This window comes from Pseudomonas sp. AD21, assembly GCF_002878485.1.
In the GTDB taxonomy this organism is placed as follows: Bacteria; Pseudomonadota; Gammaproteobacteria; order Pseudomonadales; family Pseudomonadaceae; genus Aquipseudomonas.
Genome location: NZ_NQYG01000059.1, coordinates 1 through 25336 on the forward strand (window position 1 = coordinate 1; position 25336 = coordinate 25336).

Genomic DNA, 25336 nt, shown 5'->3' on the forward strand with positions numbered 1-25336 from the left:
GGTCAGTCCCCTCTCCCTCTGGGAGAGGGTTAGGGTGAGGGCTCTTGGCACCGAAGCGCATACCGTCCAGCCAACGCCTGAATCCTCGGATCTACAGCACTCGCCAACGCCTGACTCGCCACCCGCAGAAAATTCAGATTGCCGCCGGCCAAAGCTTTCTCAAGCCAATCGACCGCCTGATCAATCCGCCCCTCATCCGCTAAAACTGCAGCAAAACTGAACTGCCCGCGAAAATCCCCGCCCTCAGCCGAACGCCGATACCAGTCGCGCGCTGTTGATAGATCCGCCGGGCACACCTGCCCTTCCTCCAGATACCGCCCCAGCAGATTCATCGATTTCGCATGGCCCAGTTCAGCCGCGCGTCGATAGAGCGCCAGCGCCTGCAGATGATCCACCGCCACACCGCGCCCGGTCGCCAGCAGATTGGCAAGGTTGTACATCGCCCAATCCAACCCGGCCTCCGCTGCAATCTGATAATGCCGCGCAGCAACCGACGCATCCGCCGCAATCCCCCAGCCATGCTCATGACAACGCCCGAGCATATTGCGCGCCATCAGATGCCCACGCCCGGCGGCGATGCCAAACCAGCGCAGCGCCAGCGCTTGATCCTGCGCAATGCCTTGGCCGTCGAGCAGAATCTGCCCAAGCAAGGCCTGCGCTTCAACCTCGCCCTCACCTGCCGCCAGCAAAATCGCCTGCGCAGCACGGGCCGGACTTTCGCCGAGCATGACTCTGAGTTGTTCGCCGCTGAGGACTTCCTCGCGACGCAGCAGGAAACTCATACCTCGACCCAGCGCCGCAGCAGGTTGTGATAGGTGCCGGTGAGGCGGATCAGCGACGGGTGATCGGGCATGTCTTGTGTCAGTTGCTGGATCGCTCCGTCCATTTCGAACAGCAGCGCGCGCTGGCTGTCTTCGCGCACCAGGCTTTGCGTCCAGAAAAATGACGCGTAGCGCGCACCGCGGGTGACGGCGTTGACCTTGTGCAAGCTGCTGCCCGGGTACAGCACCAGGTCGCCGGCCGGCAGTTTCACTCGCTGGGTACCGAAGGTGTCCTGGATTTCCAGCTCGCCACCGTCGTAATCAGCAGGCTCACTGAAAAACAGCGTGGCCGACAGATCAGTGCGCACTCGCTCGATGCTGCCCTTGGGCTGGCGCACGGCATTGTCGATGTGAAAATCGAAACTGCCACCCGCCGTGTAGCAGTTGAGTAACGGCGGGAATACTTTGTGCGGCAGCGCTGCGGACATGAACTGCGGATTTTTCCACAGCCGTTCGAGCATCGCCGCGCCGATTTCCTTGGCCAGAGGATGGCCTTCCGGCAGCTGCAGATTGTGCTTGGCCTTGGCTGATTGATAACCGGCGGTGATTTTGCCATCGGCCCAGTCGGCCTGCTCCAGAGCTTCGCGAATACGCTGCACTTCGTCTTTGGCGAACAGTCCGGGGATGTGCAGCAGCATGGCGATGTCACCTGATGGCAAAGAGGCGCCAATGGTATTGATTCTTATTGGCTGTGTAAAACCCGCACGACGGATGAATCGGCAAAAACCGTAAGGTCAAATTGTAAAGAATGTAAATTCGTCGCGAATAACAATATTTCGCAATTGATACGAATACCTGTTTACCCTATATTCCGCGACCTCAAATCCTTGGGGAGGGGAAACAAAAATGTCACGTCAATACGCACAATTGCCGGTCAGTTCACCACGTCTGCTCGCTTCGGCCATTGGTGTCGCCATCACCGCCGGTTCCGCTGGACACATGGTGTTCGCCGCCGAGAAGACCGACAGCAAAGCCTCCGGCAATGCCATCGCCCTGGACGCTACCGCCATCACCGGCCAAGCACAGGACTCGACGTCCTACCAGGTCGAAAAAGCCTCCTCGCCCAAGTACACCGCACCGCTGGTCGACACGCCGCGCTCGGTAACCGTGATCCCGCAACAGGTTTTGAAAGACACTGGCGCCCTGAACATGCAGGACGCGCTGCGTACCGTGCCTGGCATTACCTTCGGCGCAGGTGAAGGCGGCAACCCGCAGGGCGACCGTCCCTTCATCCGTGGTTTCGACGCCCAGGGCGACACCTACCTCGACGGCGTGCGTGACACCGGTTCGCAGAGCCGCGAAATCTTCGCCGTGGAAAACATCGAAGTCAGCAAGGGCCCGAACTCGGCTATCGGCGGTCGCGGCGCGGCCGGCGGCAGCATCAACCTGGTGAGCAAGAAAGCGCACCTGGGCAACTCGTTCGACGGTGGTTTCACCTGGGGTTCCGACCAGACTCAGCGCTACACACTGGACGGCAACTACCAGTTCAGCGACACCGCTGCCGGCCGTTTGAACCTGATGAGCCACGAAAGCAACGTCGCCGGTCGTGACAGCGTCGATTACGACCGCTGGGGTATCGCCCCGTCCCTGGCGTTCGGTCTCGGCACCGACACCCGCGTCAATCTCGATTACTACCATCTCGAAAGCAACGACACTCCGGACTCGGGCATTCCGTACACCATTCCAGCCGGTGGTTCGGCTGCACGCACGAAGTCCAACCCGGACAAACCGTACTCGGGTGGCGATCACAGCAATTTCTATGGACTGGACGGTCGCGACTTCCGCAAGGGCCGCACCGACACCGCGACCTTCGCCATCGAGCACGATCTGAGCGACTCGCTGACCATCAAGAACACCCTGCGTCACGGCACCAGCATGCAGGACTACATCCTGACCCAGCCGGACGACAGCAAGGGCAACGTCAACAACGGCAGTGTCTGGCGGCGGGCCAACACTCGGGTGAGCAACACCGAGACCACCACCAACCAGACCGACCTGTTCGGCAACTTCTACGTCGCCGGCTTCAAGAACAGCTTCTCCACCGGTGTCGAATACACCTACGAGCAAAGCCAGAAATCTTCGTACAACGTCAACACCGACACCACGCCAGGTTCGCCGGGTAACGCCAGCACCAACTGCACCCCGTCGATGATCGGCGCGTCCAGCGGCTACAACTGCACCTCGCTGTCGAACCCGAACCCGGGCGATCCGTGGAACGGCGCGATCTCGCGCAACTACGCCGGTACCGACACCAAGGCCAACACCTACGCACTGTACGCGTTCGATACCCTGGAGTTGTCCGAACAGTGGCTGGTGAACATGGGCTTGCGTTACGACCATTTCGACACTAAATACCGTACCTACGATGGCTCGGGCGCGACCGTCGTGACCAAAGGCGTCGAGTCCAAGGGCAAGGACACCAGCGAGTTCGTCACCGGCCAGTTCGGCGTGGTCTACAAGCCGGCGCCAAACGGCAGCATCTACGCCTCGTATGCCACCTCCGCCACACCACCGGGCAGCACCCTGGGTGAAGGCATGGACGGCAACCCGCTGGGCGGCACCACTGATCGCAGCGGCAACCTGCTGAGCAGCGACATGGAGCCGGAAACCACCAGGAACTACGAAATCGGCACCAAGTGGGACTTGCTCAATGATCGTTTGTCGCTGACGGCCGACATCTTCCGCACCGAGAAAGACAACGCGCGCGTTCAAGTCGATACCACCTCGTACGAAAACGTCGGCAAGACTCGTGTGCAAGGTCTGGAACTGTCGGCCAGCGGCAAGCTCACCGACAAGTGGCAGGTGTTCGCCGGTTACGCCTACATGGACAGCGAGCAAGTGGACGGTGGTGACCTGCCGGCCAACAAAGCCAACAACGGCAACGAGCTGCCTAACACACCGAAAAACAGCGCCAGCCTGTGGACCACTTATCAGGTCACGCCAAAGCTGACCATCGGTGGCGGTGCGTTCTATGTCGATGACGTATTCGGCAGCGTGGCCAACACCACCATGGTCGACTCGTATGTGCGTTACGACGCCATGGCGGCCTACAAGCTGAGCAAGAATGTCGACCTGCAACTCAACGTACAGAACCTGACCAACGAAACCTACTACGACAAAGCCTTCTCGACCCACTTCGCCAACCAGGCGGCGGGCCGTACGGCGCTGTTGAGCACCAACTTCCACTTCTGACCAACGCTGTAAATGCGGGAGAACCTGTAGGAGTGAGCCTGCTTGCGATGAGGTCGTGTCTGCCAGCGAATGGATTGACTGATCCACCGCTATCGCGAGCAGACTCACTCCTGCAAAGGTATGCGCCGCAAGATCATGGCCCCGTTCATTCATTTGAACGGGGCCTTTGTGCGTAATCAAAGAAGCTCTCGACAACCCACGGCATAATGCGCGCCGTGATGACACATTTTTGAACGAACAAGGCGAGCGACGTGTTGAAGAAAACCCTGTTCCAGCTGCACTGGTTTTTTGGCATCACTGCCGGGCTGGTGCTGGCCCTGATGGGCATTACCGGTGCCGCCTATTCGTTTCAGGACGAAATTCTGCGGGCGCTGAACCCATCGGTGTTGCAGGTGGAAAAACAGGTCGCCGGCGTCCTGCCCCCAGTCGAGTTGGTGGAACACATCGAAGCGACCTCCGGCAAAAAGGTCGCGATGCTCTGGGTCGAGACCGACAGCGGCAACGCCGCGCGCGTCTACTTCACCCCGCCCACAGGCGAGCGCCGTGGCGAGATGCGCTATTTCGATCCGTACACCGGCGAGTTCATGGGCGATGCCCTAGGCCAGGATTTCTTCGGCCTGATGCTGCAACTGCACCGTTTCCTCGCGATGGGTGATACCGGGCGCAACATCACCGGCGCCTGCACCCTGATCCTGTTGTTCTTCTGCCTCTCCGGGCTGTACCTGCGCTGGCCGCGACAGTGGAACAGCTGGCGCGTGTGGCTGACCCTGGACTGGAAGAAAAAGGGCCGCAGCTTCAACTGGGATTTGCACTCGGTGGCCGGCACCTGGTGCCTGCTGGTGTATCTGCTGCTGGCGTTGACCGGGTTGTCCTGGTCGTACGAGTGGTACAACAAGGGCCTGACCAGACTGTTTTCCGACGCGCCGCAAAACGAGCGCGTGCGCGGTGGTCGCGGCCCGGCGCCGGAAGGTCCGGCACCGACCGCCGACTACGCGGCGATGTGGAGCAGCATCTACAGCGCGGCCGGTCCCGGCCTGTCGGCCTACAATATCCGCATGCCGCCGGTCGCCGGGCAACCGGCGACCGTGTTCTACCTGCTCGACAGCTCGCCACATGATCGCGCGTTGAACCAGATCACCCTCGACCCGGCCACCGGGGTGGTCAAACGCGTCGACCGCTACGCCGACAAGAGCTTCAAGGCGCAACTGCTGACCAGCATTTACGCGCTGCACGTCGGCAGCTATTTCGGCCTCGTCGGACGAATCATCATCACCCTGGCCGCTGTGTGCATGCCGCTGTTTTTCATCACCGGGTGGTTGCTGTACCTCGACCGTCGGCGCAAGAAAAAACAGGTTCAGGACGCACGCAAAGGCCTCGAACAACCGGCCGGCAATGCACCCGGATGGCTGATCGGTTTCGCCAGCCAAAGTGGTTTCGCCGAACAACTGGCGTGGCAGACCGCCGGGCAATTGCAGGCCGCCGGATTGCCGGTGAAGGTCCAGCCGCTGGCAGATGTCAGCACGCAGGATCTGCGCGAATCGAACAACGCGCTGTTCGTGGTCAGCACCTTCGGCGACGGTGAAGCACCGGACAGCGCTCGCGGCTTCGAACGTAAAGTGCTGCGCAACGCCGCCAGCCTCGAGGGCCTGAACTACGCCGTACTGGGTCTGGGCGACCGCCAGTATTCGCATTTCTGCGGCTTCGCCCGACGCCTGCATCAGTGGTTGAGCGAGCACGGCGGCAAGACCCTGTTCGCCCCGGTCGAAGTCGACAGCGGCGACCCGTACGCCCTGCGTCACTGGCAGACTCAGCTCGGGCTGCTCACCGGGCAAACGCCGGTCGACACCTGGCAAGCGCCGAGCTACGAAAACTGGACGCTGGTGCGCCGTGAACTGCTGAATCCCGACAGCAGCGGTGCACCGGTTTACCTGTTGGGCCTGAGCGCACCGAGCACCAGCAGCTGGCTGGCCGGCGACCTGGTGGAAGTGCTGCCGCGCAATTGCGCGTGGGCGGTCGAGCATTTCCTCGACGGCCTCGGCATTCGTGGCGAAACCCGTGTGAAGGTCAACGGCCTCGAAGAGCCACTGGAAGTCGCCCTCGCCTCGCGCCAACTGCCTGAACACCGCGCACATCTGGTCGGCCTGCACGCGCAGGCGCTGGTCGATGCAATGGTGCCGCTGGCGATGCGCGAGTACTCGATTGCCTCGATCGCCGCTGACGGTGTGCTGGAGCTGATCGTGCGTCAGGAGCAACACAGCGATGGCAGCCTCGGCATCGGTTCCGGCTGGCTGACCGAGCATGCGCCGGTGGGCGGCAGCATCAGCCTGCGCGTGCGCCGCAACAGTGGCTTCCACCTGCCGAACCAACCAGTGCCGATGATTCTGCTGGGTAACGGCACCGGCCTTGCCGGGTTGCGCAGCCTGCTCAAGGCACGCATCGCCGACGGTCAGCAGCGCCACTGGCTGCTGTTCGGCGAGCGCAATCGTCAGCACGATTTCCTCTGCCGGGCGGAGCTGGAAGAGTGGTTGATCAATGGCGACCTGGCGCGACTGGACCTGGCGTTTTCAAGGGATCAGGCGCAGAAAATCTACGTGCAGGATCGCCTGCGCGAATCCGCTAACGAGCTGAAGAAATGGTTGGCCGACGGTGCGGTGATCTATATCTGCGGCAGCCTGCAAGGCATGGCCTCCGGCGTGGACCAGGTGCTCAACGACATCCTCGGCGCCGCCGAAGTCGAACGCCTGATCGAACAGGGCCGCTACCGCCGGGATGTTTACTGAGATTACTCACCCTCCTGTGGGAGCGGGCTTGCTCGCGAACGCGGTGTGTCAGCGAACGCGGTGTGTCAGCGGAGTCGCTGTCGACTGACATGACGTCTTCGCGAGCAAGCCCGCTCCCACAAGGAAGTTGCAGTGCCGGTTAAATCACACCGGCTGCAACTTCTGCTCAAACACGCTCACCCCATTCAAATCCCGCAACACCACGCTCATCTCCCCGCTCTGCCCTTCGATATTCACCTCACCAAAAAACTGAAACCCGGCAAACGGCGAAGCATTCTGGGTGGGCGGTGCTTTCTGGAACACCACTTCCGGGCCAAAGGTCTTGTCCAGTGGATTGGGCCCGAAACTCCCGGCGTTCAACGGTCCCGCGACAAACTCCCAGAACGGCTCGAAATCCTGAAACGCCGCACGCTCCGGGTGGTAGTGATGCGCCGCGCAGTAATGCACGTCGGCGGTGAGGAACACGAAATTGCGCACTTGCTGCGCCCGCAGAAAACCGAGCAGCTCGGCGACTTCCAGTTCACGCCCCTGAGCCGGGCCGGGATCACCGTTGGCCACTGCTTCCCAGCGCGCAACGCCCGGGCTGACTTCACCGTCCGGCACACCGAGGCCGATCGGCATGTCAGCGGCGATCACCTTCCACTGCGCTTTGGAGTGCTTCAAGCCACGCTTGAGCCAGTCCAGTTGCTCACGCCCGAGGAACGGTTTTGCCGCGCCGAGATTGTCATCATTGGCACCGCGATAGCTGCGCATGTCGAGGACGAATACGTCGAGCATCGGCCCGTAACTGAGCTTGCGATAAACCCGCCCGCCACCGTCGGCCGCCTGCAGGCGCATGGGCGAATATTCCAGCCAGGCCTTGCGTGCACGGCCGACCAGGGTGTGGATATCTTTTTCCTGATAACGCTCGTCGAGCTGCTTGCCCGGCGACCAGTTGTTCACCACCTCGTGGTCGTCCCACTGCCAGATCTGCGGCACTTCGGCGTTGAAGCGGCGGATGTTTTCGTCCATCAGGTTGTAGCGGTAATTGCCGCGATAGTCATCCAGCGTCTGGGCGACTTTGCTCTTGGCTTCGGTGGTGAGGTTGCGCCACACGCGACCACCCTCGGTGGTCAACTGCGCCGGCACCGGGCCGTCGGCGTAGATGGTGTCGCCGCTGTGGATAAAGAAGTCCGGCAGGCGCAAGCGCATGGATTCGTAGATGCGCATGCCGCCGATGTCCGGGTTGATGCCGAAGCCCTGGCCGACGGTGTCACCGCTCCACACAAAGCGAATATTGCGCCGCGCGGTCGGTGCGCTGCGCAAGTGACCGAGCCACGGCTCGCTGGCGACGCCGGTTTGCGCGTCCTTGAAATACACCCGATAGAAAATCGCCTGATCGGCGGGCAGCCCGGTGAGTTCAACCCGGGCGGTGAAATCGCTGCGCGCATCGGCCAGCGCCGAGACCACCCGGCGCGGGTGGCGAAACTGGCTGCGCGTGTCCCACTCGACCACCATCCGCGCCGGACGGTCGCTGCGGCTCCAGATCATCGCGCGGTCGCCTTGCAGGTCACCGGACTGCACGCCATCCGTCAGTTGTGGCCGATCCTTGACCGAGGCAATCACCGCCGGCGCCAGCCCCGGCATCAACAGACCGGCACCGACCACCTGCATGACTCGCCGACGACCCGGATTGAAATCGCTCATGGTGTTCTCCCTGAAAAAGGAAAACTTAAGCACGGCTGTATGACCCTGCCATGACACCCTCCTCTTGTAGGAGTGAGCCTGCTCGCGATAGCGGTGTGTCAGTCAACATCGATGTCTCTGACAGATTGCTATCGCGAGCAGGCTCACTCCTACAGGGGGAGGGGTGTCAGGCTTTGGCAGGTTCCATCGCCAGCTCCACCGCTTCCGGGCGTTTGACCGTCGCGTAAACCACCGCCGTCAACAAACTCCCCGCGACAATCGCCAGCAGATACAACAGCGCATGATTGATCGCATTCGGGATCGCCAGCACAAACAGGCCACCGTGCGGCGCCATCAGTTTGCAGCCGAAGTACATCGACAGTGCACCGGTCAAAGCACCACCGGCAATGCTCGCCGGGATCACCCGCAACGGGTCTTTGGCGGCAAACGGAATCGCCCCTTCGGAGATGAAACACAGCCCCAGCACCAGCGCCGCTTTACCGGCTTCGCGCTCGGTCTGGGCGAACTTGCGCCGGGCGATGAAGGTGGCGATGCCCAACCCGATCGGCGGCACCATCCCGGCGGCCATGGTCGCGGCCATCGGTGCATAACTCTGCGAGGCCAGCAGCCCCACCGAGAACGCATACGCCGCCTTGTTGATCGGCCCGCCAAGGTCGACGCACATCATGCCGCCGAGCAACACGCCGAGCAGGATCGCGTTGGTGGTGCCCATGCTGTCGAGAAAATGTGTGAGCGCCGCGAGCATGCCGGCAACCGGTTTGCCGACCACGTAGATCATCACCAAACCGGTGATCAGGCTGGCGAACAACGGGATGATCAGAATCGGTTTCAGCGCTTCAAGACTCTGCGGCAAGGCGACGTAGCGACTGATGGCTTTGGCCACATACCCGGCGATAAACCCGGCAACGATACCGCCAATGAACCCTGCCCCCAGCGTACTGGCGAGCAAACCACCGATCATCCCCGGCGCCAGGCCCGGACGGTCGGCGATCGAATAGGCGATGTAGCCGGCAAGCAGCGGCACCATCAGCTTGAACGCGGTCTCGCCGCCGATCTGCATCAGCGCCGCCGCCAGCGTGCCCTCTTCCTTGAACGCGGTGATGCCGAACACGAACGACAACGCGATCATCAGACCGCCCGCCACCACCATCGGCAACATGAACGACACGCCGGTCAGCAGATGTTTGTAGACCCCGGTTTTCTCTTGCTTGGCCGGAGCCTTGCCGTCATTCGCGGCGCTCTCCACCTGACCTTCGGCGAGGGCTTTTTTCAGTGTGGCTTCGGACTGCTTCAAGGCAATCCCGGTGCCGCAACGGTAGATTTTCTTGCCGGCGAAACGCTCGGTGGCGACTTCGATATCCGCCGCCAGCAACACCACGTCAGCCTCGGCAATCGCTGTCGCGCTGAGCGGGGTTTTCGCGCCGACCGAACCTTGCGTTTCGACGTGCAGTTCATAGCCCAGACGCTTGGCCGTTTGCTGCAACGCTTCAGCGGCCATGAAGGTGTGGGCGACGCCGGTCGGGCACGCGGTGATCGCGACGATGCGCGGTGCACGTTGCGCAGCGGCTGCCGGGGCAGCGTCGGCGGCGACGTAAACTTCGGCCTCTTCAGCACCACGGCGCAGAACCGCTTCGACATCCTGCAGCGCTTGCGCCGGGGCTATGCGGAACACGCGCTTGCCGACGAAACGCTTCATGTCGAGATCGCCGGTGACCACCAGCAGCACCCACTCCGCCGCCGCGATGGTCGCGGCCGACAGTTCACGTTCCGGGTGCGCCGCATCCACCACTTCAACGCTGGTGCTCCAGCCCTGACGCTGGGCCGCCGCGTCGAGCAGGCGGGCGCACAGCACACTGGTGACCATACCGTTCGGGCAGGCCGTGACAATGGCTAACTTCATGACAAACCCTCTTATTGTTCTGTCAGGGGACGCACGCGTACGCCCTGTTCGAGCTGCGCCAGTTGCGCCGCATCGTTGATGCCGAAACCGATTTGCGTCACCGCCATCGCGGCAATCGCCGTGGCGCTGCGCAAGGTCTGCTCGGGCGTCTCGGCACTGAGCAAACCGTGGAGCATGCCTGCCAGCAACGAGTCACCGGCACCCACCGTGCTGGCGACCGTGACCTTGGGCGGCGTGGCATGCAGCGCCGAACCAACGCTGAACCAGTTCACGCCGTCGGCACCATGGGAAATCACTACGTGCTCGATGCCCTTGGCATGCAGGCACGCCGCAGCCTGCGCTTCGGCGGCGTGCGAAACCACATCGCAATCGAGCGCATCGGCAAGCTCCTCGGTGTTCGGTTTGATCAGCCACGGGCGCGCTTCAATGGCCGCGCGCAAGGCTTCGCCGCTGCTGTCGAGGGCGACTTTCAGACCAAGTCCGTTCAGGCGTTCGATCAGCTCGCGCAACCACTGCGCCGTGACACCGCGCGGCAAACTGCCGGCGACCACCACCGCATCGTGCCCCGGTGCAATCTGCACCAGCCGCTCGAGCAATGCCTGCTGCGCCGCCGCGTCGACCACCGGGCCCGGGCCATTGATGTCGGTGATACGGCCGTCGTGCTCAGCGACCTTGATGTTGCTGCGCGTCTCCCCCGGCACGCGGATGAACGCGTCGACAAAGCCGCGCTTGGCGAACAAGGTTTCAAAGGCTTGCAGATTGTCTTCGCCGAGAAAGCCGCTGACCGTCAGTTGATGCCCGAGGTCCGCGAGCACTTGCGCGACGTTCACGCCCTTGCCGGCGGCATGGGTGTGCATCTCGTCGCTGCGGTTGACCTGACCGGCCTCCAGACGTGGCAGCTCGACCGTGAGGTCCAGCGCCGGGTTGAGGGTCAGGGTGAGAATCTTGGCCATTACAGGGCCTCCACTAATGCACGTACTTCGTTCGCACTGCCCACGGTGAGGGCTTGTTGAGCAAGGGTTTGCGCCTGGGTCAGGCTGAGTTCGCGGATGCGTGCCTTGACTTCGGCGATGCTGCGTCCGGACACGCTCAGCTCATCGACGCCGAGGCCGACCAGTACCGGCACCGCCAGCGGGTCCGCCGCCAGTTCGCCGCACACGCCGACCCATTTGCCATGGGCATGCGCGGCGCGCACAGTGATGTCGATCAGTTGCAACACCGCCGGATGCAAGCCATCGGCCTGAGCCGAGAGCGTCGGGTGACCACGGTCGATGGCCAGGGTGTATTGCGTCAGGTCATTGGTGCCGACGCTGAAGAAGTCGACTTCCTTGGCCAGTACCGGCGCCAGCAATGCGGCGGAAGGCACTTCGATCATGATCCCCAGTTGCAGATCAGCGACCGGAATTTCCACACGCAGACGCTCGGTCATGTCGCGGGCCTGACGCCACTCTTCAACGCTGCCGACCATCGGGAACATGATGCGCAACGGCCGGTTGTCCGCCGAACGCAGCAAGGCGCGCAGTTGCGCTTCCATGATCTGCGGACGCTGCAACGTGAGGCGAATGCCGCGCACGCCGAGGAACGGGTTTTCTTCCTTGGCGATCGGCCAATACGGCAGCGGTTTGTCGCCGCCGACGTCCAACGTACGCACCACCAGCGGTCGTCCGGCGAGACCGTCGAGGACGCGGCGGTATTCGGCTTCCTGAGTCGCTTCGTCCGGCGCCTGCGGGTGCGCCATGAAAATCAGTTCGGTGCGCAGCAGACCAATGCCTTCGGCGCCCTGCTCTACCGCAGCGGTGACACCGGCGCTTTCACCGATATTGGCGAAGACTTCCACGGCATGACCGTCAGTGGTGTGCGCCGGTTGATGACGTTGTTCGGCGGCAGCCTTGAGGCGCTGCTCACGGGTGTCGCGTTCTTCGGCGGCGCGCTGCAGGGTCGCGGCATCGGCGTCGACATGCAGGCGACCGCGCTGGCCGTCGAGCAGCAACGGCGTGCCCGACTTCAGCAGCAACACCGCAGCGCCGGCGCCCACCAGCGCCGGAATCCCGAGGGCACGGGCGACGATGGCACTGTGCGCGGTGGCGCCGCCGCGAGCGGTGAGAATACCGGCCACTCGGGCCGGATCGAGCCGCGCCACGTCCGAGGGACCAACCTCGTCCATCACCAGAATGTACGGTTGCTCCGGCTCGTTCGGGGTCTGCACGCCGCAGAGTTGCGCCAGCACCCGACGACCGATGTCACGCAGATCCGCCGCCCGCTCAGCGAGCAACGCGTCCAGCAAAGATTCCTGTTGTCTGGCCGCCGCTTCGATCACCGCCATCCACGCCGCTTCGGCGCTTTCGCCTTGCTTGAGGCGGGTGTCGACTTCATCGGTCAATTCCGGGTCGTCGAGCATTTCCTGATGGGTGATGAATATCTCGCGGATCGCTTTGGCTTTACTGCGTTCGATCAAACCCTGAATATCGCGGCGCACATCGCTCAGCGCTTGCTTGAGGCGCTCGCGTTCGATGGCGGCGGACTCGCCACGCAACGGGTAATCGATGGTTTGCTGCACCTGAATGTGCGCAGGCCCGATGGCAATGCCCGGCGCCGCAGGAATCGCCTGCAACTGCGCGCCGGACGCCGGGGCGACCAGCACTTCGGCGATATCGGCAATGACTTCGCGCTGCTGGCTCACGGCTGGCAGCGGTTCTACCTCTTCACCCAGGCCTTCTTCGATAGCGGCCAACAGTGCCGGCAAGGCGTCGGCAGCGATACTCGGTTCAGCGATCAACTCCAACACCTGACCGCGACGGGCGCCGAGGCTGAGTAGCTTGCTCAGGCTCTTCACCGACACGGCGCTGTCCTGGCTGTCGACGATACGCACGCGGATTTCGCCGTCGAAACTCTTCGCCAGTTGCGCGAGGATCTTCGCCGGGCGCGCGTGCAAACCGTGGGCGTTGGCCAAGGCGATGCGTGCGCTCGGCCAGTCGGCTGGCAGTTCGCCGCCGAGCACTTCGAGGACCTTGCGGCTGCTGGTGGCGCGGCCCAATTCATGGCCGCGACCTTCGATGAGCAACGCGCACAGACGTTCGAGCAGCGCCTGATGCGCCTCACCCAAACTGGCCAGACAGAACAGACCGCTGAGCGGCTGGCCGAGGTAACGCATCGGTTTGTCCGGGGTGACGAACGCCAGGCCCGGACGCTTGACGGTCTGCTCGCTGTGCAGCCACCACAGGCCATCGCCCAACGGCAGCGCTTCGACTTGCTGCAACACACCGGCAAAGCCGTTGCTCACACAATCGGCCTGCCGCAGCAGACGCGCGCCACGCCAGACCAATTCTTCAAAATCGTCAGCCGACACGCCGAGGCCGATCATCTGCGCATCCAGCGCCAGTTCCTGCGGCGCACCTTGCAGCAGTTTCAGCAGCGCTTGCGGCGAGCTCGCGCGACGCAACGCCTGACCAAGATCGGTTTCGCCGAGGGCACGGGTCAGCAGTTGCAGCAGGCGCAGGTGTTCGTCGGATTTGGCCGCGATGCCGATCGCCAGATAAACGATCTGCCCATCGCCCCAATCCACGCCCTCGGGAAACTGCATCAGGCGCACGCCGGTGGCGAATACCTGATCACGGGTTTCGGGCGTACCGTGGGGAATGGCAATACCTTGACCGAGAAAGGTCGAGCCCTGGGCTTCCCGGGCCTGCAAGCCGGCGAGGTAGCCATCGGCAACCAGACCATCGGCGACCAGGTGATTGGCGAGCAATTGCAGGGCGGCGGGTTTATCCACAGCCGATTGGCCCATGGATATCTGCTCTATAGTGAGCTCGAGCATGCGATCTCCTTTTTGGCGCCTGATGACGCCAGGTATTGTTTTGAATTGTTTGCAGCTTAGGCGCTGTAGGCCATCCTTTTCAGGGGCAGTTTTGGCGGTTTCACGGCAGAACCGGCCAAAGGCGTCTAAAACGTAGAAAATACGCTTGCTGAAACGTTTAATCTAGATTGATCGGCACGTTACTCGATAATGTCTCATCCTTGAAGTCCAACTTGTCGGATGCGCTGCGACAATAGTCGCCTGCCCTAATCGGGTAGGATTGGCGAAAATGTCGGGGCTAGCTCGAAAAAACAAGGAAATACCGGGTTGAAACTCAGTGATATCGCGCGGTTGGCCGGAGTGTCCGTGACCACCGCCAGCTACGTCATCAACGGCAAGGCCGAACAGCAACGCATCAGCAACGCCACGGTCGAGCGGGTGCGTGCGGTCGTCGAACAACACGGCTTCACGCCCAACCCACAAGCAGCCGGGCTGCGCAGTCGGCACACGCGCACGCTGGGCTTTATTCTGCCGGATCTGGAAAACCCCAGTTACGCGCGGATCGCCAAGCTGCTGGAGCAAGGTGCGCGGGCACGTGGTTATCAGTTGCTGATCGCCAGCTCCGACGATGCGCCGGACAGCGAACGCCAACTGCTGCAACTGTTCCGCGCCCGCCGTTGCGATGCGCTGATCGTCGCCAGTTGCTTGCCGGCCGGCGACGACAGCTACCGTCAGTTGCAGGCCAAGGGCTTGCCGATCATCGCCATCGACCGAGTCATGGAACCCGAGCATTTCTGCTCGGTGATCAGTGACGACCGCGAAGCCAGCCTGCACCTGACCCAAAGCCTGCTCGACCCGCAGCCCAAACAGATCGTGTTGCTGGGCGCCCGCCCGGAGCTGAGCATCAGCCAGGAACGGGCCGCCGGTTTCAGAGAAGCGCTGGTCGACTTCAAAGGCGAAGTGCTGGTCGAACACACCGAATCCTTCAGCCGCGAGTGCGGCAAGCAGTTGATGGAAGAACTCCTGCAACGTCTGGGGCATTTGCCGGATGCGCTGGTGACCACTTCCTACGTGCTGCTGCAGGGCGTGTTCGATGCGCTGCATGATTTCCCGCTCAAATCCCGGCCGCTGCGTCTCGGCACCTTCGGTGACACGCAGTTGCTGGACTTCCTGCCGTTGCCGGTCAACGCCATGGCCCAGCAGCACCGGTTGATCGCCGACAAGGCGCTGGAACTGGCGCTGGCTGCGGTCGAACAGTCGGAGTACAAGCCCGGCGTGCAGGCCATTGCCCGTACCTTCAAGCAGCGTATTCACCGGAACTGAGCCGTGGAGCTGATCGACAGCCACACCCACCTCGATTTTCCCGACTTCGACGCCGACCGCGCGGCGCTGCTCGCCGAAAGCCGTGCCCTCGGGGTGCGGCGGATGGTGGTGCTGGGGGTCTATGAGGGCAACTGGCAACGGGTGTGGGATCTGGTGCAAAGCGATGCCGAGCTGTACGCGGCGTTCGGTCTGCACCCGGTGTATCTCGATCAGCATCGCCCGCAGGATCTGACCGCGCTGGGCGACTGGCTGACCCGCCTGCGCGGCCATCGGCAGTTGTGTGCAGTGGGCGAGATCGGCCTGGATTACTTCATCGAATCCCTCGACCGCGAACGCCAGCAGGCGCTGTTCGACGCGCAACTGCAACTGGCGGCGGATTTCGAACTGCCGGCGCTGATCCACGTACGCCGCAGCCACGCGGCGGTGATTGCCACGCTCAAGCGCTTCAAACTCAAACGTGCCGGCATCATCCACGCCTTCGCCGGCAGCCGTGAAGAGGCACGCGAATACATCAGACTCGGATTCAAACTGGGGCTGGGCGGCGCACCGACCTGGCCACAGGCGTTGCGCATGCATCGGGTACTGGCGGATCTGCCGCTGGAGTCGATCGTGCTGGAAACCGACTCGCCGGACATGGCCCCCGCGATGTTCCCCGGCCAGCGCAACAGCCCCGCTCACTTGCCGGCAATCTGTGCGGCACTGGCTGAGTTGATGAATATCAGTGCAGAACAACTGGCGGCGGCCAGTACTGCCAACTGCGCCGAAGTGTTCGGCTGGTAATCAGTCGGCGTGGGCCTTGGCCGCGTCGAGGATCAAAGTCATGTGCTGGCGATGGTGAACAAAGCGCAGCAACGCGAAGTACACGAAAAGCACGATCAGCGAAGCGTTCAGTTGTTCACTCACGCTGAGCAACCCGATCCACTCCATGACCAGCGCCACCAGCAACGCAGTGCACACCGTTAACGACGCACTGAAGCGCAACAGTCCCAGCGAATCGAGGGATCTGAAGCGTTTGATCTGTTTCGGGCAGCGCAACTCCAGGCTTTTCTGGCAGTGCGCACAGGTGAACTGCTCGTTGATCGCAATGGCGTTGAGCTGCCATGGTTTGAGCTGCTGCGTAGTCTGGCAATGTGCACAACGGCCCTGGATTCCCAAGGTTGCAACGGACATGAGCGGCCTCCTCGACGCAATCAGCGGAACAGGAATACTGGCTCATTAATGACGAAAAGCCAGTCGCCGAAAGAAAACAGGAATTGGCTTACAAGCGTAAGTATCAAAGCATTACAAAATGTTCGGACATTTGCCCTGCTGCCCCTGTTTGAATGAGCCTGTGGTGAGGGGATTCATCCCCGATGGACTGCGCAGCAGTCCCTGATCACTTACAGACATGGGGGACGCTTCGCGTCCCATCGGGGATGAATCCCCTCACCACAGGTTATCTGCCTAAGGGTGGCGCGCAGGCCTCAGACGCGAAATGCGCTGATCAACTGCTTGAGCTCCACCACCTGCACCGACAGTGCCCGGCTGGCATCTTCCGTCTGATGCGCACCTTGGGCCGTGCGCTCGCCGGCGCGGTTGATCTCGACGATGTTCTGGTCGATGTCGTGCGCCACGGCGGTCTGTTGTTCCACGGCAGCGGCGATCTGCTGGTTCTGATCGACGATCATGCCCACCGCACCCAGGATATTTTCCAGCGCCTGCTGGACCTTTTCCGACTGCCCGACCGTGCCGCTGGCCATCTGATGGCTGACGCCCATGGCTTTCACCGCCGCGCCGACTCCACCGTGCAGCTTGGCAATCATCTGTTCGATTTCTTCGGTCGATTGCTGGGTGCGCTTGGCCAAGGTACGCACCTCGTCCGCCACCACGGCAAACCCACGACCCTGTTCACCGGCACGGGCCGCTTCGATGGCGGCGTTGAGCGCCAACAGGTTGGTTTGCTCGGCGATACTCTTGATCACCTCCAATACGCGGCTGATCGACTGGCTGTCACTGGCCAACTGGTTGATCACCCGCACGGACTGATCGATCTCGCTGGCCAGCGCGGCAATGCTGCCCTGCTGCGACTCGACCAATCCACGACCGCTGATGGTTTCATCGTTGACGCTGTGGGCACTGCTCACCGCTGCCGCCGCGCTGCGGGCCACTTCCAGCGAGGTCGCCGACATCTGGTTCATCGCGGTCGCCACTTGCTCGATCTGCGTGCGCTGCCCCGCCACCGCCTGGTTGCTCTGCGCGGACACATTTTCCACCTGCCCGGCCTGGCGCTCGACTTCGCTCACGGTATGGCCGACCCGCTCGATCAGGTCGTGGATCTTCCTCACGGTGCCATTGAACACTTCGCCCAACTCACCCAGTTCATCACGGCTGTGGGCGACGAAATTGACCGTCATGTCACCGGCCGCGACCTTGTCCATCATCGCCCCCAAGCGCTTGAGCGTGGTGCGGGTCGACGCGTAGAAACCACCGTAGAGATAGAAAATCAGCACAAACACCACCGACAACGCCACGGCCTGCAGGACCATGTGCGTGCGGTTCTGCGCCAGGCGTTGCTGCAATTGGGTATCGAGGAATTTCAGGGTCACGTCGTTGAGCTGGTAGGTCTTGTCCATCAGCCCGGTGACCTGGTCGTAGAACGCTTGCCACGGGGTATCGAGGGTTTCGGCCACCACGACTTTCTCTTCAAACAGTTCGCTGGCCTGTTTGAGAGAGGTTTTGCTGTTGTCGGCCTGGGTACTGAGGTCTGCGCGCGCGGCTTTGCTGGAGTCGAGAGCGTCCGCCAGTTTCAGGGCGTATTCGGCCTGGAGTTTTTCGATCTGCGCCAGCAACTCGTCAAACCGGGTGCTCGACGAACTGTTGAGAAAGCCCTGGCCCAATGAGTACGAGCCGATGGCCCGGCCCTCACCGAGGGTCTGGGTCACGGCCGGTGTAATGTTGGTCACAAGTTCGCTGAGCTGACGGATGTCACCCTGATTGTCGCGGCTCAGACCGGCCTGACTGGCGATGATCTGGCTGAAGATCTGCGCATTGCCGAGCAGTTTGCCGATCATCCCGCTTTTGCTTTGCAGGGAGTTTTCCGCCTGCTGAGCCTTGAACGCGCTGATCATTTCATCGCGTTTGCCGTCAAAAACCTTGATCTGCTCAGGATCATCGGTCATCGCCTGCAGGCTTTGCAGACGCGAAAGGACCGTTTGCTCCAGGCTGCTGATCTGCGCTTCGAGATTGCCGGCCTTGCCGGACTGACCGAGGATGACATCTACTTGTACCAGGTTATTGAGAGTCTCCAGATCCCGGCGCAGGGTCAGGCTACTGCCCAACAGGTCGAGGCTCTGCAACTCCACCCGGGTGCCCTGGAATTCACGATAGGAATCGCGCACCAGATAAAAATTGGTCACCAGCATCGGCACCAGGAACAGCACGCTGATCAGGCTGAACTTCATGCCGAAGCTCAGACGGTTCATCAGCGAGACGGCGGGATAGAGCAAGCTCTTCACTGGAAGTCTCCCTTGGCTTTTCTTGTTTTTATTGGCAGGCGCGGGGCGACAGCAGATAGCCACTATCGGGCGCTGTCTCTGTATAGCTTAAATCGAGGGGAGGTTTTGTAACTTAAGGTTAACGACTACCTGAGTTGACAACTGACCTTGTGGTGAGGGGATGAATCCCCTCACCACCTGAATTTCACCAAGGGATCAGTGAACCAGCACGGTCCACAAGGCAAACCCGGCATACCACAGCACCGCCGCGCGCAGCAGCAGTTCCCACAGGCAATCGAGGGTGTTGATGCCTTCAGGCCCGACCACCGGCGGCGGGATCTCGCCGGCTGCCAGCCCGACCTTGTTGATCAGTTGCGCAGCGCTGATGTTCCAGTTCAGCAGCTCATGCAACATGACCCGGCTGACTGCAACGAAGTTGCCGACCAGAGCCAGACTGGCAGCAAGCAAGCGCACCGGCACCCAGTCCAAGGCATGGCGCAACTGCCCCGCTCTTTCCACCAGCGCCGGATTCTGGCCGTGCTCTTGTGCCAGCGCCAGCAAGCGATAAGCCAGCGCCACCACCGGACCGAGCACGAAGTACCAGAAAATCACCGCGAAGAAGCTCTGATAGGCCTCCCACAACAGATGACCCTGGACCCGATCCAGCAACTGCTCGCCGCTGTCGGCGCAGATGTCCAGATCACGTTTGGCCACATGCGCGGCGGCTTGCAGGTCTTCGCGGCGCCAGGCATCACGAAACGGCCCGAGGCCGCCGAGCAGATCTCCGCGGCCCAAGGCGTAAATCACCACCAGCACATGCACCGGCAAGGCCAGCAAGCCGTACGCCACAGGTTCCAGCACCAGCAGCAACAAGCCGAGCAGCGCCACCGGCAGCAGCACCAGAATCGTCAGCACCAGCCATGGCCGCTGGCCCAGGCGCGCGCTGGTTTCGAGTTTGTTCAGTTCGCGGATCCATCCGCCATCGCGTTGAACCCGATGGCGCAGGGCCGAGAATTTCTCGATCCAGACCGCCAGCAGTAACACCAGAAAACTCATTGTCCTTCCTCTTGTGCCAGGGCTGCGCGGTAACGCGCCCAGTCGAATGCCGGGCCAGGATCGGTCTTGCGCCCGGGTGCGATGTCGCTGTGCCCGCAGATGCGGGCGCCGGTGATAGCCGGAAATGCCGTTTGCAGCTGACGGGTCAGCGTGATCAATGCCTGGTACTGCGCATCGGTGAATGGCAGATCATCGGTGCCTTCGAGTTCGATGCCCACGGAAAAATCGTTACAGGTTTCGCGGCCCTCGAACATCGAGACGCCAGCGTGCCACGCCCGTTCAAGACAGGAGACAAACTGGGTGACGCTGCCGTCACGTTCGATCAGAAAATGCGCCGAGACACGCAGGTCGGCGATCCCTGCAAAATAGGGATGCTCGGTGACATCCAGTCGGTTCTGGAAAAATTCCTGCACCTTGCCGGTGGCGAACTGCGCCGGTGGCAGGCTGATGTTGTGGATCACCAACAGGGAGATTTCGCCCGCAGGGCGTTCATTGAAGTTGGGCGATGGGCAGACCTGCACCCCGTGACACCACCCGCTAGCGGGATCCAACTGCATACCGATTCCTTCAACGCCGACTGTGTTGACGCCCAGTATGCCGTGATCGACCCCCGGCGCGCGATCACTTGCCGCGATTGAGTCGCCGCAGATTGCCGAGCACCGACTCCAGAGCCCGGTCGAACAACAAGGTGTCGTCCAGCGCACGTACCGCGCCACGCCGGAACTCGAGGGCCAGGCCGACGCGGCTGCGCTCCAGCACTTTCATCCCGGTGCGATCGACAAACACGTACTTGCCGGTGGTTTCAATAATGGCCGCCAGCTTGCAGCGCAGAGTGTGCTCGTCGTCCTCCTGGAAAGCGACCCAACTGCCCAGGCGCAATTGCTCCACTTGACGCAGCCCAGCGTCATCATGGGCAAGGCCTGTCGGATTCAGGCTGCCCGCCCCCTCGTCGGCGCTGCGCAGGATAATGTGCTGCGACACCTCGACCAACGTCGCTGCGTCGGTCGGGGCCTGCTCGGCAGCGGGTTCAAGTACCCGTACATGCAGCGCTTCGAGCTCGCTGAAAAATTCGCTGGTGGCAAACGGATCGAACGCCGAACTGCTCAGGCCGTCACGCAGTGACTTGAGCAACCCCGGCACCAGCGCCAGCAAACGCGGGCCCGCGTCCGCCTCGTCATGCCGTTGAACGCTCCAGATCAATTGCTCCATGGTCTGCACATCTGCCTGCCATTCAGCGGACTGATCGCCATGCTTGAGGCACGTCAGCAGCAACACCTTGCTCCAGGCATCGCGTACAAACGTCACCACCGACGGCGGCAGGACTTTACCCAGCAGCACCTGATTCAACGCCTGCTCGACGCGCCGGCGCGCCAGTTCGGTTCTCGCCCGTCCCTCTTCGGCATCGCGCAAACGCTGCTCAAGCAATTCGCTACGTCGACGCTCATCGCTGGTGAAGGCCAGGAAGTCGGCGAGCAGTTCGGAAAAGATCGCCGGATCATCGCCAAAGTCGCTCAGCAAGCGCTGCACCACTTGTTCGATGCGCAGATACAGGCTGCCGCGCGCCTCACCGTTGCAATCGCCCCAGCCCATGGCTGCATCGGCGATTTCATTGAGCAGGCGCCGCGCCGGGTGGCTGCTGCGGCTGAAGAAGCTCTTGTCGAGCACTGCCACCTTGAGCATCGGAATCTGCAGACGGGCGATCAGCGCCTTGAGCGAATCCGGCAGGTTGCGATCCTCAAGGATGCAATCGAAGACCATGGCGATCAGGTTGATCACGTCCTCGTCGGCACCGTCGACAATGCGCGACTTGCCACTCCTGACGCTGACCCGCGTCAGCAACTGTTCGAGCTGGTTACGCAGATCGAAGTCGTCCTGCGCCGCCAGTGCCGGTACATATTGCTGCAGGTGCGAGAGCAGGCGCAGCAGGTCGCGAGTGCTGATCGGTTGCGTCGCAACGCTCGGCTCCAGGGTCGGGGCGACGCTGCCACGCACATGCAGAAGCAGCTCCTGCAGCGCGGCGAAGACTTCCTGCACACCTTCGTCGGCGGGCGCAGGCTCATCGCTTTCTTCGCTGCTGATGCTGGCCGCAGCGCGCTCGACCGCCCGTCGTGCCGGTGCCGGCTTCAACTCGGGCAACACGCCGGTGGCGATCAGCAATTGATTGGCTTCGGCGTACAACGGCTCGGTGTCCGCGAGTACATAGCGCTCGAACAGTTTGAGCAGGATCAGCTTGACCTTGATCTCCACGCCCAGGTTACGTCCGGCCTGCAGAAAATACTCGCAGAGCATCGCCGGGCCGAGCGGGTTGTGCTGATCGTCGATGGGTTTGCCAAGCAGCGCGTTGAACCGCGCGGTCAGTTGGTCGAGGGCAAAGCCGTCACGTTTGAGCACACGGCCGACCATGGTCTCGACCGCCACGCTGCGCTCCATGTCATCGGTACGCGGCGCCGAATCCTCGAACATCAGCGAATCGGGCAGCGTCTGCTGTACAACGTCGTACTGGATGAGGGCAACGAAGGCTTCGAAGAACTGCTCGAGAAAGCCACGTTCAATGTTTTTGCGCTTGAGGCGCAGGTCGCGCATGGCTTCGAAAAAGATGTTCTGTTCGACGTCGTTGCGCGCCCGGTCGGCCATCTCGAACAGGGTGTCGTCGGCGTTATCGAATAACTCCTGCAAGCCATGGCGCAGTTGCTGGGCAGCCTTGTCGCGGACCTGAAGCAGAATCACAGGCAGGCGGGCGAGCGGCGAGTGATTCGCCTGATCGGTAGCGGCCTTGTACAAGGGCACTACATTCCCGTCTTTGTGCATCCAAGCCTCCTGAAACGGTGATCCCGCTCGTCGCAAACATCGAGTGCACCGACCACAACACACTTGCCGTGAACCAGCGCAAATCCCTGTAGGAGTGAGCCTGCTCGCGATAGCGGTGTGTCAGTCGCACCAATGTCGCTGCCAGAATTTCGCGAGCAGGCTCGCTCCTGCAGTGGTGAATAGGGGCGTCAGACGAACGTCAAAGCCATGACGTCAAATGCAAGGCGGATTATCTTGCAAAACTTGTCCCGGGCGCTATAGCCGTCAGGGTTTCCCCTATGCCTGCGACACCTTCCAGTGACCACGAAAAACGCCGCTTTGCTCACAGAAAATCGACCAGATGCAGTCAGGCACGCGAGTTCTTGCCTTGGGTTGGCTCCTGCCATGCCCCTATAATCGGCGCACTTAGTTTGTGGAGCCCGTTATGCCGAATCTACGTCTCGCCGATTTGACCGCCGAAATCGAAGCCAACGTGCGCCGTGCGTTGCTCGAAGACATCGGCAGCGGCGACATCACCGCGCAACTGATCCCCGCCGAACGTCTGGCCAAAGCCACCATCATCACCCGCGATGACGCCGTTATCTGCGGTACGGCATGGGTCGACACCGTGTTCCGTCAGCTCGATCCACGTGTCGCGGTGCATTGGCAGGTGCGTGACGGCGAACGGGTCAAACCCAATCAGCCGCTGTTTCATCTGGAAGGCCCGGCGCGTTCGCTGCTGACTGGCGAGCGCAGTGCGCTGAACTTCCTGCAACTGCTGTCCGGCGTGGCAACGCGCGCGCAGTTCCTGGCAGATTTCGTTGCACAGACTCAGGTCAAGCTGCTGGACACCCGCAAGACCCTGCCTGGCCTACGTCTGGCGCAGAAATACGCGGTGACCTGCGGCGGTTGCCACAACCATCGCATCGGCCTCTACGATGCGTTCCTGATCAAGGAAAACCACATTGCCGCCAGCGGTGGCATCGCGCAGGCCATCGCCGCCGCGCACAAGATCGCGCCGGGCAAACCGGTTGAAGTCGAAGTGGAAAGCCTGGAAGAGCTGAAGGAAGCGCTGGCTGCCGGCGCCGACATCATCATGCTCGACGAACTGAGCCTGGACGACATGCGCGAAGCTGTGCGCCTGAACGGCGGCAAGGCCAAACTGGAGGCCAGCGGCGGGATCAACGAAAGCACGCTGCTGCCGATCGCCGAGACCGGGGTGGATTACATCTCGATTGGCGCGATGACCAAGGATGTGAAGGCGGTGGACCTGTCGATGCGTCTGAGCCTCTGAGGCTGTCGCGCAATAAAAAACGCCAGCCCGATTGAGGCTGGCGTTTTTGTTTCAGACCACCAGATTGTTCATCTCGCAGTACTCGTCCCACTCGACGCCCAACACTTCGGCCGCCTCCTTGTGCAGCACAAGACGCTGGGCCTCGAACTCTTCAGGGGTGCTGGTGTACTTGAGCGTCAACTCCCACGGCTGCAAGCCCTGGGCTTCGGCTTCGTCTTCGAACGCCCACTGGATCTGATCTTTCTGATCGTCGGCGCTCAGGTCCTTGATCTCTTCTTTCAGGTCCGGTACGTCCAGAATGTACTTTTCCAGCGCTTGTTCGTGACGTTGCTCTTGAGTTAATTCGGTCATGGCGTTCTCGCTGATCGTAAGAATGGAGGATGGATCTGGATCATCAAGGATCTCTCTGACGCGGATTGTCCGGCCTTCGGAACCATTCGGGATCATCTGAAAACTGCTAAGCGATGCTCATGCAGGCACCGAATATAGGACGTTTGCATGACGAATTACACGGCTCTTTACATCTCTCTCACAAAAAGTTGACCTGCGGAACATAAATCCGGATTCCAAGTCATAGCGTTGTGCCATATCGGCACTCACTCTCGCTGTTCACAAGGAAAACCAGTGATGCGCAGCTTTTCGAAGATTTGTTCCGTGGTGTCCGCCAGTGCCTTGCTTGCCGCCGTGATGTTGCCGGCAAGCGCCATGGCGCTTGAACTGAGCAACAGCAGCTCCTCCTATGGCGACAAGGTTTCGCTGATTCACAACGATTACGGCAAGGATGTGGTCATCAAGAGCGATATCAGCATCGATGAACTGCAAAAGATGCGTGACACCGTCCGCGACCAGTCACACCAGATTGAAGAGTTCAAACGCAGCAGCGGTTCCAGCTCGAATTCCAGTAGCAAGGAAATCGATGACCTGAAGAACAAGGTCAAGGATCAGGACCGCCAACTGGATACCCTCGGACGCCAGGTCGAAGACCTAAAACGCAACAGCGGTTCGAGTTCGAATTCCGCCAGCAGCGAAATTTCCAGCCTGAAGCAGAAAATCAACGATCAGGATCGCGCCATGGATCAGCTCAAACGTACCGTCGAGGATCTGAGCCGCAAGGTGAAATAAGGGAAGTGGTGCCCGAGACAGGAATCGAACCTGCGACCTTCGCGTTACGAGTGCGCTGCTCTACCGGCTGAGCTACACGGGCGGTGGGCTAAACCTAGCACCGGTCTCG

Annotated in this window: 18 protein-coding genes, 1 tRNA gene and 1 pseudogene; 6 read left to right on the top strand and 14 right to left on the bottom strand. The window is 61.6% G+C overall.

Annotated features, from left to right (window positions below; genetic code table 11):
• Positions 1-29 precede the first annotated feature (29 nt).
• Together PseAD21_RS24000 and PseAD21_RS24005 are read right to left on the bottom strand one after the other, a co-directional pair.
• Positions 30-782, bottom strand: coding sequence for a tetratricopeptide repeat protein (locus tag PseAD21_RS24000; RefSeq protein ID WP_102358292.1), 753 nt, complete (start codon positions 780-782; stop codon positions 30-32).
• Entirely contained in the window at positions 779-1459 is a 681-nt protein-coding gene (locus PseAD21_RS24005) for a Fe2+-dependent dioxygenase (RefSeq protein ID WP_102358294.1), read from the bottom strand. Before PseAD21_RS24005 ends, PseAD21_RS24000 begins: the two co-directional genes overlap by 4 nt.
• 208 nt (positions 1460-1667) lie before the next feature.
• Between PseAD21_RS24005 and PseAD21_RS24010 the strand changes: the two genes are divergently transcribed.
• Both PseAD21_RS24010 and PseAD21_RS24015 read left to right on the top strand, forming a co-directional pair.
• Positions 1668-4013 (top strand): TonB-dependent siderophore receptor, encoded by a 2346-nt coding sequence (locus PseAD21_RS24010; protein WP_102358295.1) that lies wholly within the window; start codon positions 1668-1670, stop codon positions 4011-4013.
• Between the two features lie 251 nt (positions 4014-4264).
• Positions 4265-6793, top strand: coding sequence for a sulfite reductase flavoprotein subunit alpha (locus PseAD21_RS24015; protein WP_102358296.1), 2529 nt, complete (start codon positions 4265-4267; stop codon positions 6791-6793).
• A gap of 144 nt (positions 6794-6937) precedes the next feature.
• Here PseAD21_RS24015 and PseAD21_RS24020 read toward each other — a convergent pair whose 3' ends face one another.
• The 4 genes from PseAD21_RS24020 to ptsP form a co-directional block, all read right to left on the bottom strand.
• On the bottom strand, positions 6938-8479 hold the full coding sequence (locus PseAD21_RS24020) for an alkaline phosphatase (RefSeq protein ID WP_102358298.1): 1542 nt from the start codon (positions 8477-8479) through the stop codon (positions 6938-6940).
• 166 nt (positions 8480-8645) lie between these two features.
• Positions 8646-10379: a PTS fructose-like transporter subunit IIB gene (locus tag PseAD21_RS24030; RefSeq protein WP_102358299.1), complete on the bottom strand. Its 1734-nt coding sequence runs from the start codon at positions 10377-10379 to the stop codon at positions 8646-8648.
• An 11-nt stretch (positions 10380-10390) separates the two neighbouring features.
• Positions 10391-11332 (bottom strand): 1-phosphofructokinase, encoded by a 942-nt coding sequence (gene pfkB, locus PseAD21_RS24035; protein ID WP_102358301.1) that lies wholly within the window; start codon positions 11330-11332, stop codon positions 10391-10393.
• Positions 11332-14193, bottom strand: a complete 2862-nt coding sequence (ptsP, locus tag PseAD21_RS24040) for a phosphoenolpyruvate--protein phosphotransferase (protein WP_102358302.1) — start codon at positions 14191-14193, stop codon at positions 11332-11334. The genes pfkB and ptsP overlap by 1 nt, the downstream gene beginning before the upstream one ends.
• A gap of 306 nt (positions 14194-14499) precedes the next feature.
• On the opposite strand from ptsP, the gene cra reads away from it, so the two are divergent.
• Positions 14500-15495: a catabolite repressor/activator gene (cra, locus tag PseAD21_RS24045; RefSeq protein ID WP_102358304.1), complete on the top strand. Its 996-nt coding sequence runs from the start codon at positions 14500-14502 to the stop codon at positions 15493-15495.
• Positions 15496-15498: 3 nt separating this feature from the next.
• A complete protein-coding gene (locus PseAD21_RS24050) occupies positions 15499-16275 on the top strand; it encodes a TatD family hydrolase (protein WP_102358305.1) in 777 nt (258 codons plus the stop codon).
• Here the strand turns inward: PseAD21_RS24050 and PseAD21_RS24055 are convergent, their stop codons facing one another.
• The 6 genes and pseudogenes from PseAD21_RS24055 to PseAD21_RS24075 all read right to left on the bottom strand — a co-directional run bounded on the left by PseAD21_RS24055 (position 16276) and on the right by PseAD21_RS24075 (position 22832).
• On the bottom strand, positions 16276-16665 hold the full coding sequence (locus PseAD21_RS24055; protein ID WP_102358307.1) for a hypothetical protein: 390 nt from the start codon (positions 16663-16665) through the stop codon (positions 16276-16278).
• Between the two features lie 293 nt (positions 16666-16958).
• Positions 16959-17888 (bottom strand): methyl-accepting chemotaxis protein, encoded by a 930-nt coding sequence (locus PseAD21_RS30365; protein ID WP_371859093.1) that lies wholly within the window; start codon positions 17886-17888, stop codon positions 16959-16961.
• A pseudogene (locus PseAD21_RS30370) lies at positions 17865-18956 on the bottom strand (methyl-accepting chemotaxis protein); the annotation flags it as partial. The pseudogene PseAD21_RS30370 and the gene PseAD21_RS30365, both read right to left, overlap by 24 nt.
• A gap of 228 nt (positions 18957-19184) precedes the next feature.
• Positions 19185-20024 (bottom strand): regulatory signaling modulator protein AmpE, encoded by an 840-nt coding sequence (gene ampE, locus PseAD21_RS24065; protein WP_102358309.1) that lies wholly within the window; start codon positions 20022-20024, stop codon positions 19185-19187.
• Positions 20021-20581 (bottom strand): 1,6-anhydro-N-acetylmuramyl-L-alanine amidase AmpD, encoded by a 561-nt coding sequence (gene ampD / locus PseAD21_RS24070; RefSeq protein WP_003221563.1) that lies wholly within the window; start codon positions 20579-20581, stop codon positions 20021-20023. The genes ampE and ampD overlap by 4 nt, the downstream gene beginning before the upstream one ends.
• Before the next feature lie 64 nt (positions 20582-20645).
• Complete coding sequence (locus PseAD21_RS24075) at positions 20646-22832, bottom strand: DUF1631 domain-containing protein (RefSeq protein WP_102358311.1); 2187 nt, start codon at positions 22830-22832, stop codon at positions 20646-20648.
• Between the two features lie 424 nt (positions 22833-23256).
• On the opposite strand from PseAD21_RS24075, the gene nadC reads away from it, so the two are divergent.
• Positions 23257-24105, top strand: a complete 849-nt coding sequence (gene nadC / locus PseAD21_RS24080; RefSeq protein ID WP_102358313.1) for a carboxylating nicotinate-nucleotide diphosphorylase — start codon at positions 23257-23259, stop codon at positions 24103-24105.
• 51 nt (positions 24106-24156) lie between these two features.
• On the opposite strand, the gene PseAD21_RS24085 is transcribed toward nadC, so the two are convergent.
• Entirely contained in the window at positions 24157-24456 is a 300-nt protein-coding gene (locus PseAD21_RS24085; protein ID WP_102358314.1) for a DUF6388 family protein, read from the bottom strand.
• Between the two features lie 276 nt (positions 24457-24732).
• Between PseAD21_RS24085 and PseAD21_RS24090 the strand changes: the two genes are divergently transcribed.
• Positions 24733-25227: a hypothetical protein gene (locus PseAD21_RS24090; protein ID WP_102358316.1), complete on the top strand. Its 495-nt coding sequence runs from the start codon at positions 24733-24735 to the stop codon at positions 25225-25227.
• Between the two features lie 6 nt (positions 25228-25233).
• On the opposite strand, the gene PseAD21_RS24095 is transcribed toward PseAD21_RS24090, so the two are convergent.
• Positions 25234-25309, bottom strand: a tRNA-Thr gene (locus PseAD21_RS24095).
• Positions 25310-25336 lie beyond the last annotated feature (27 nt).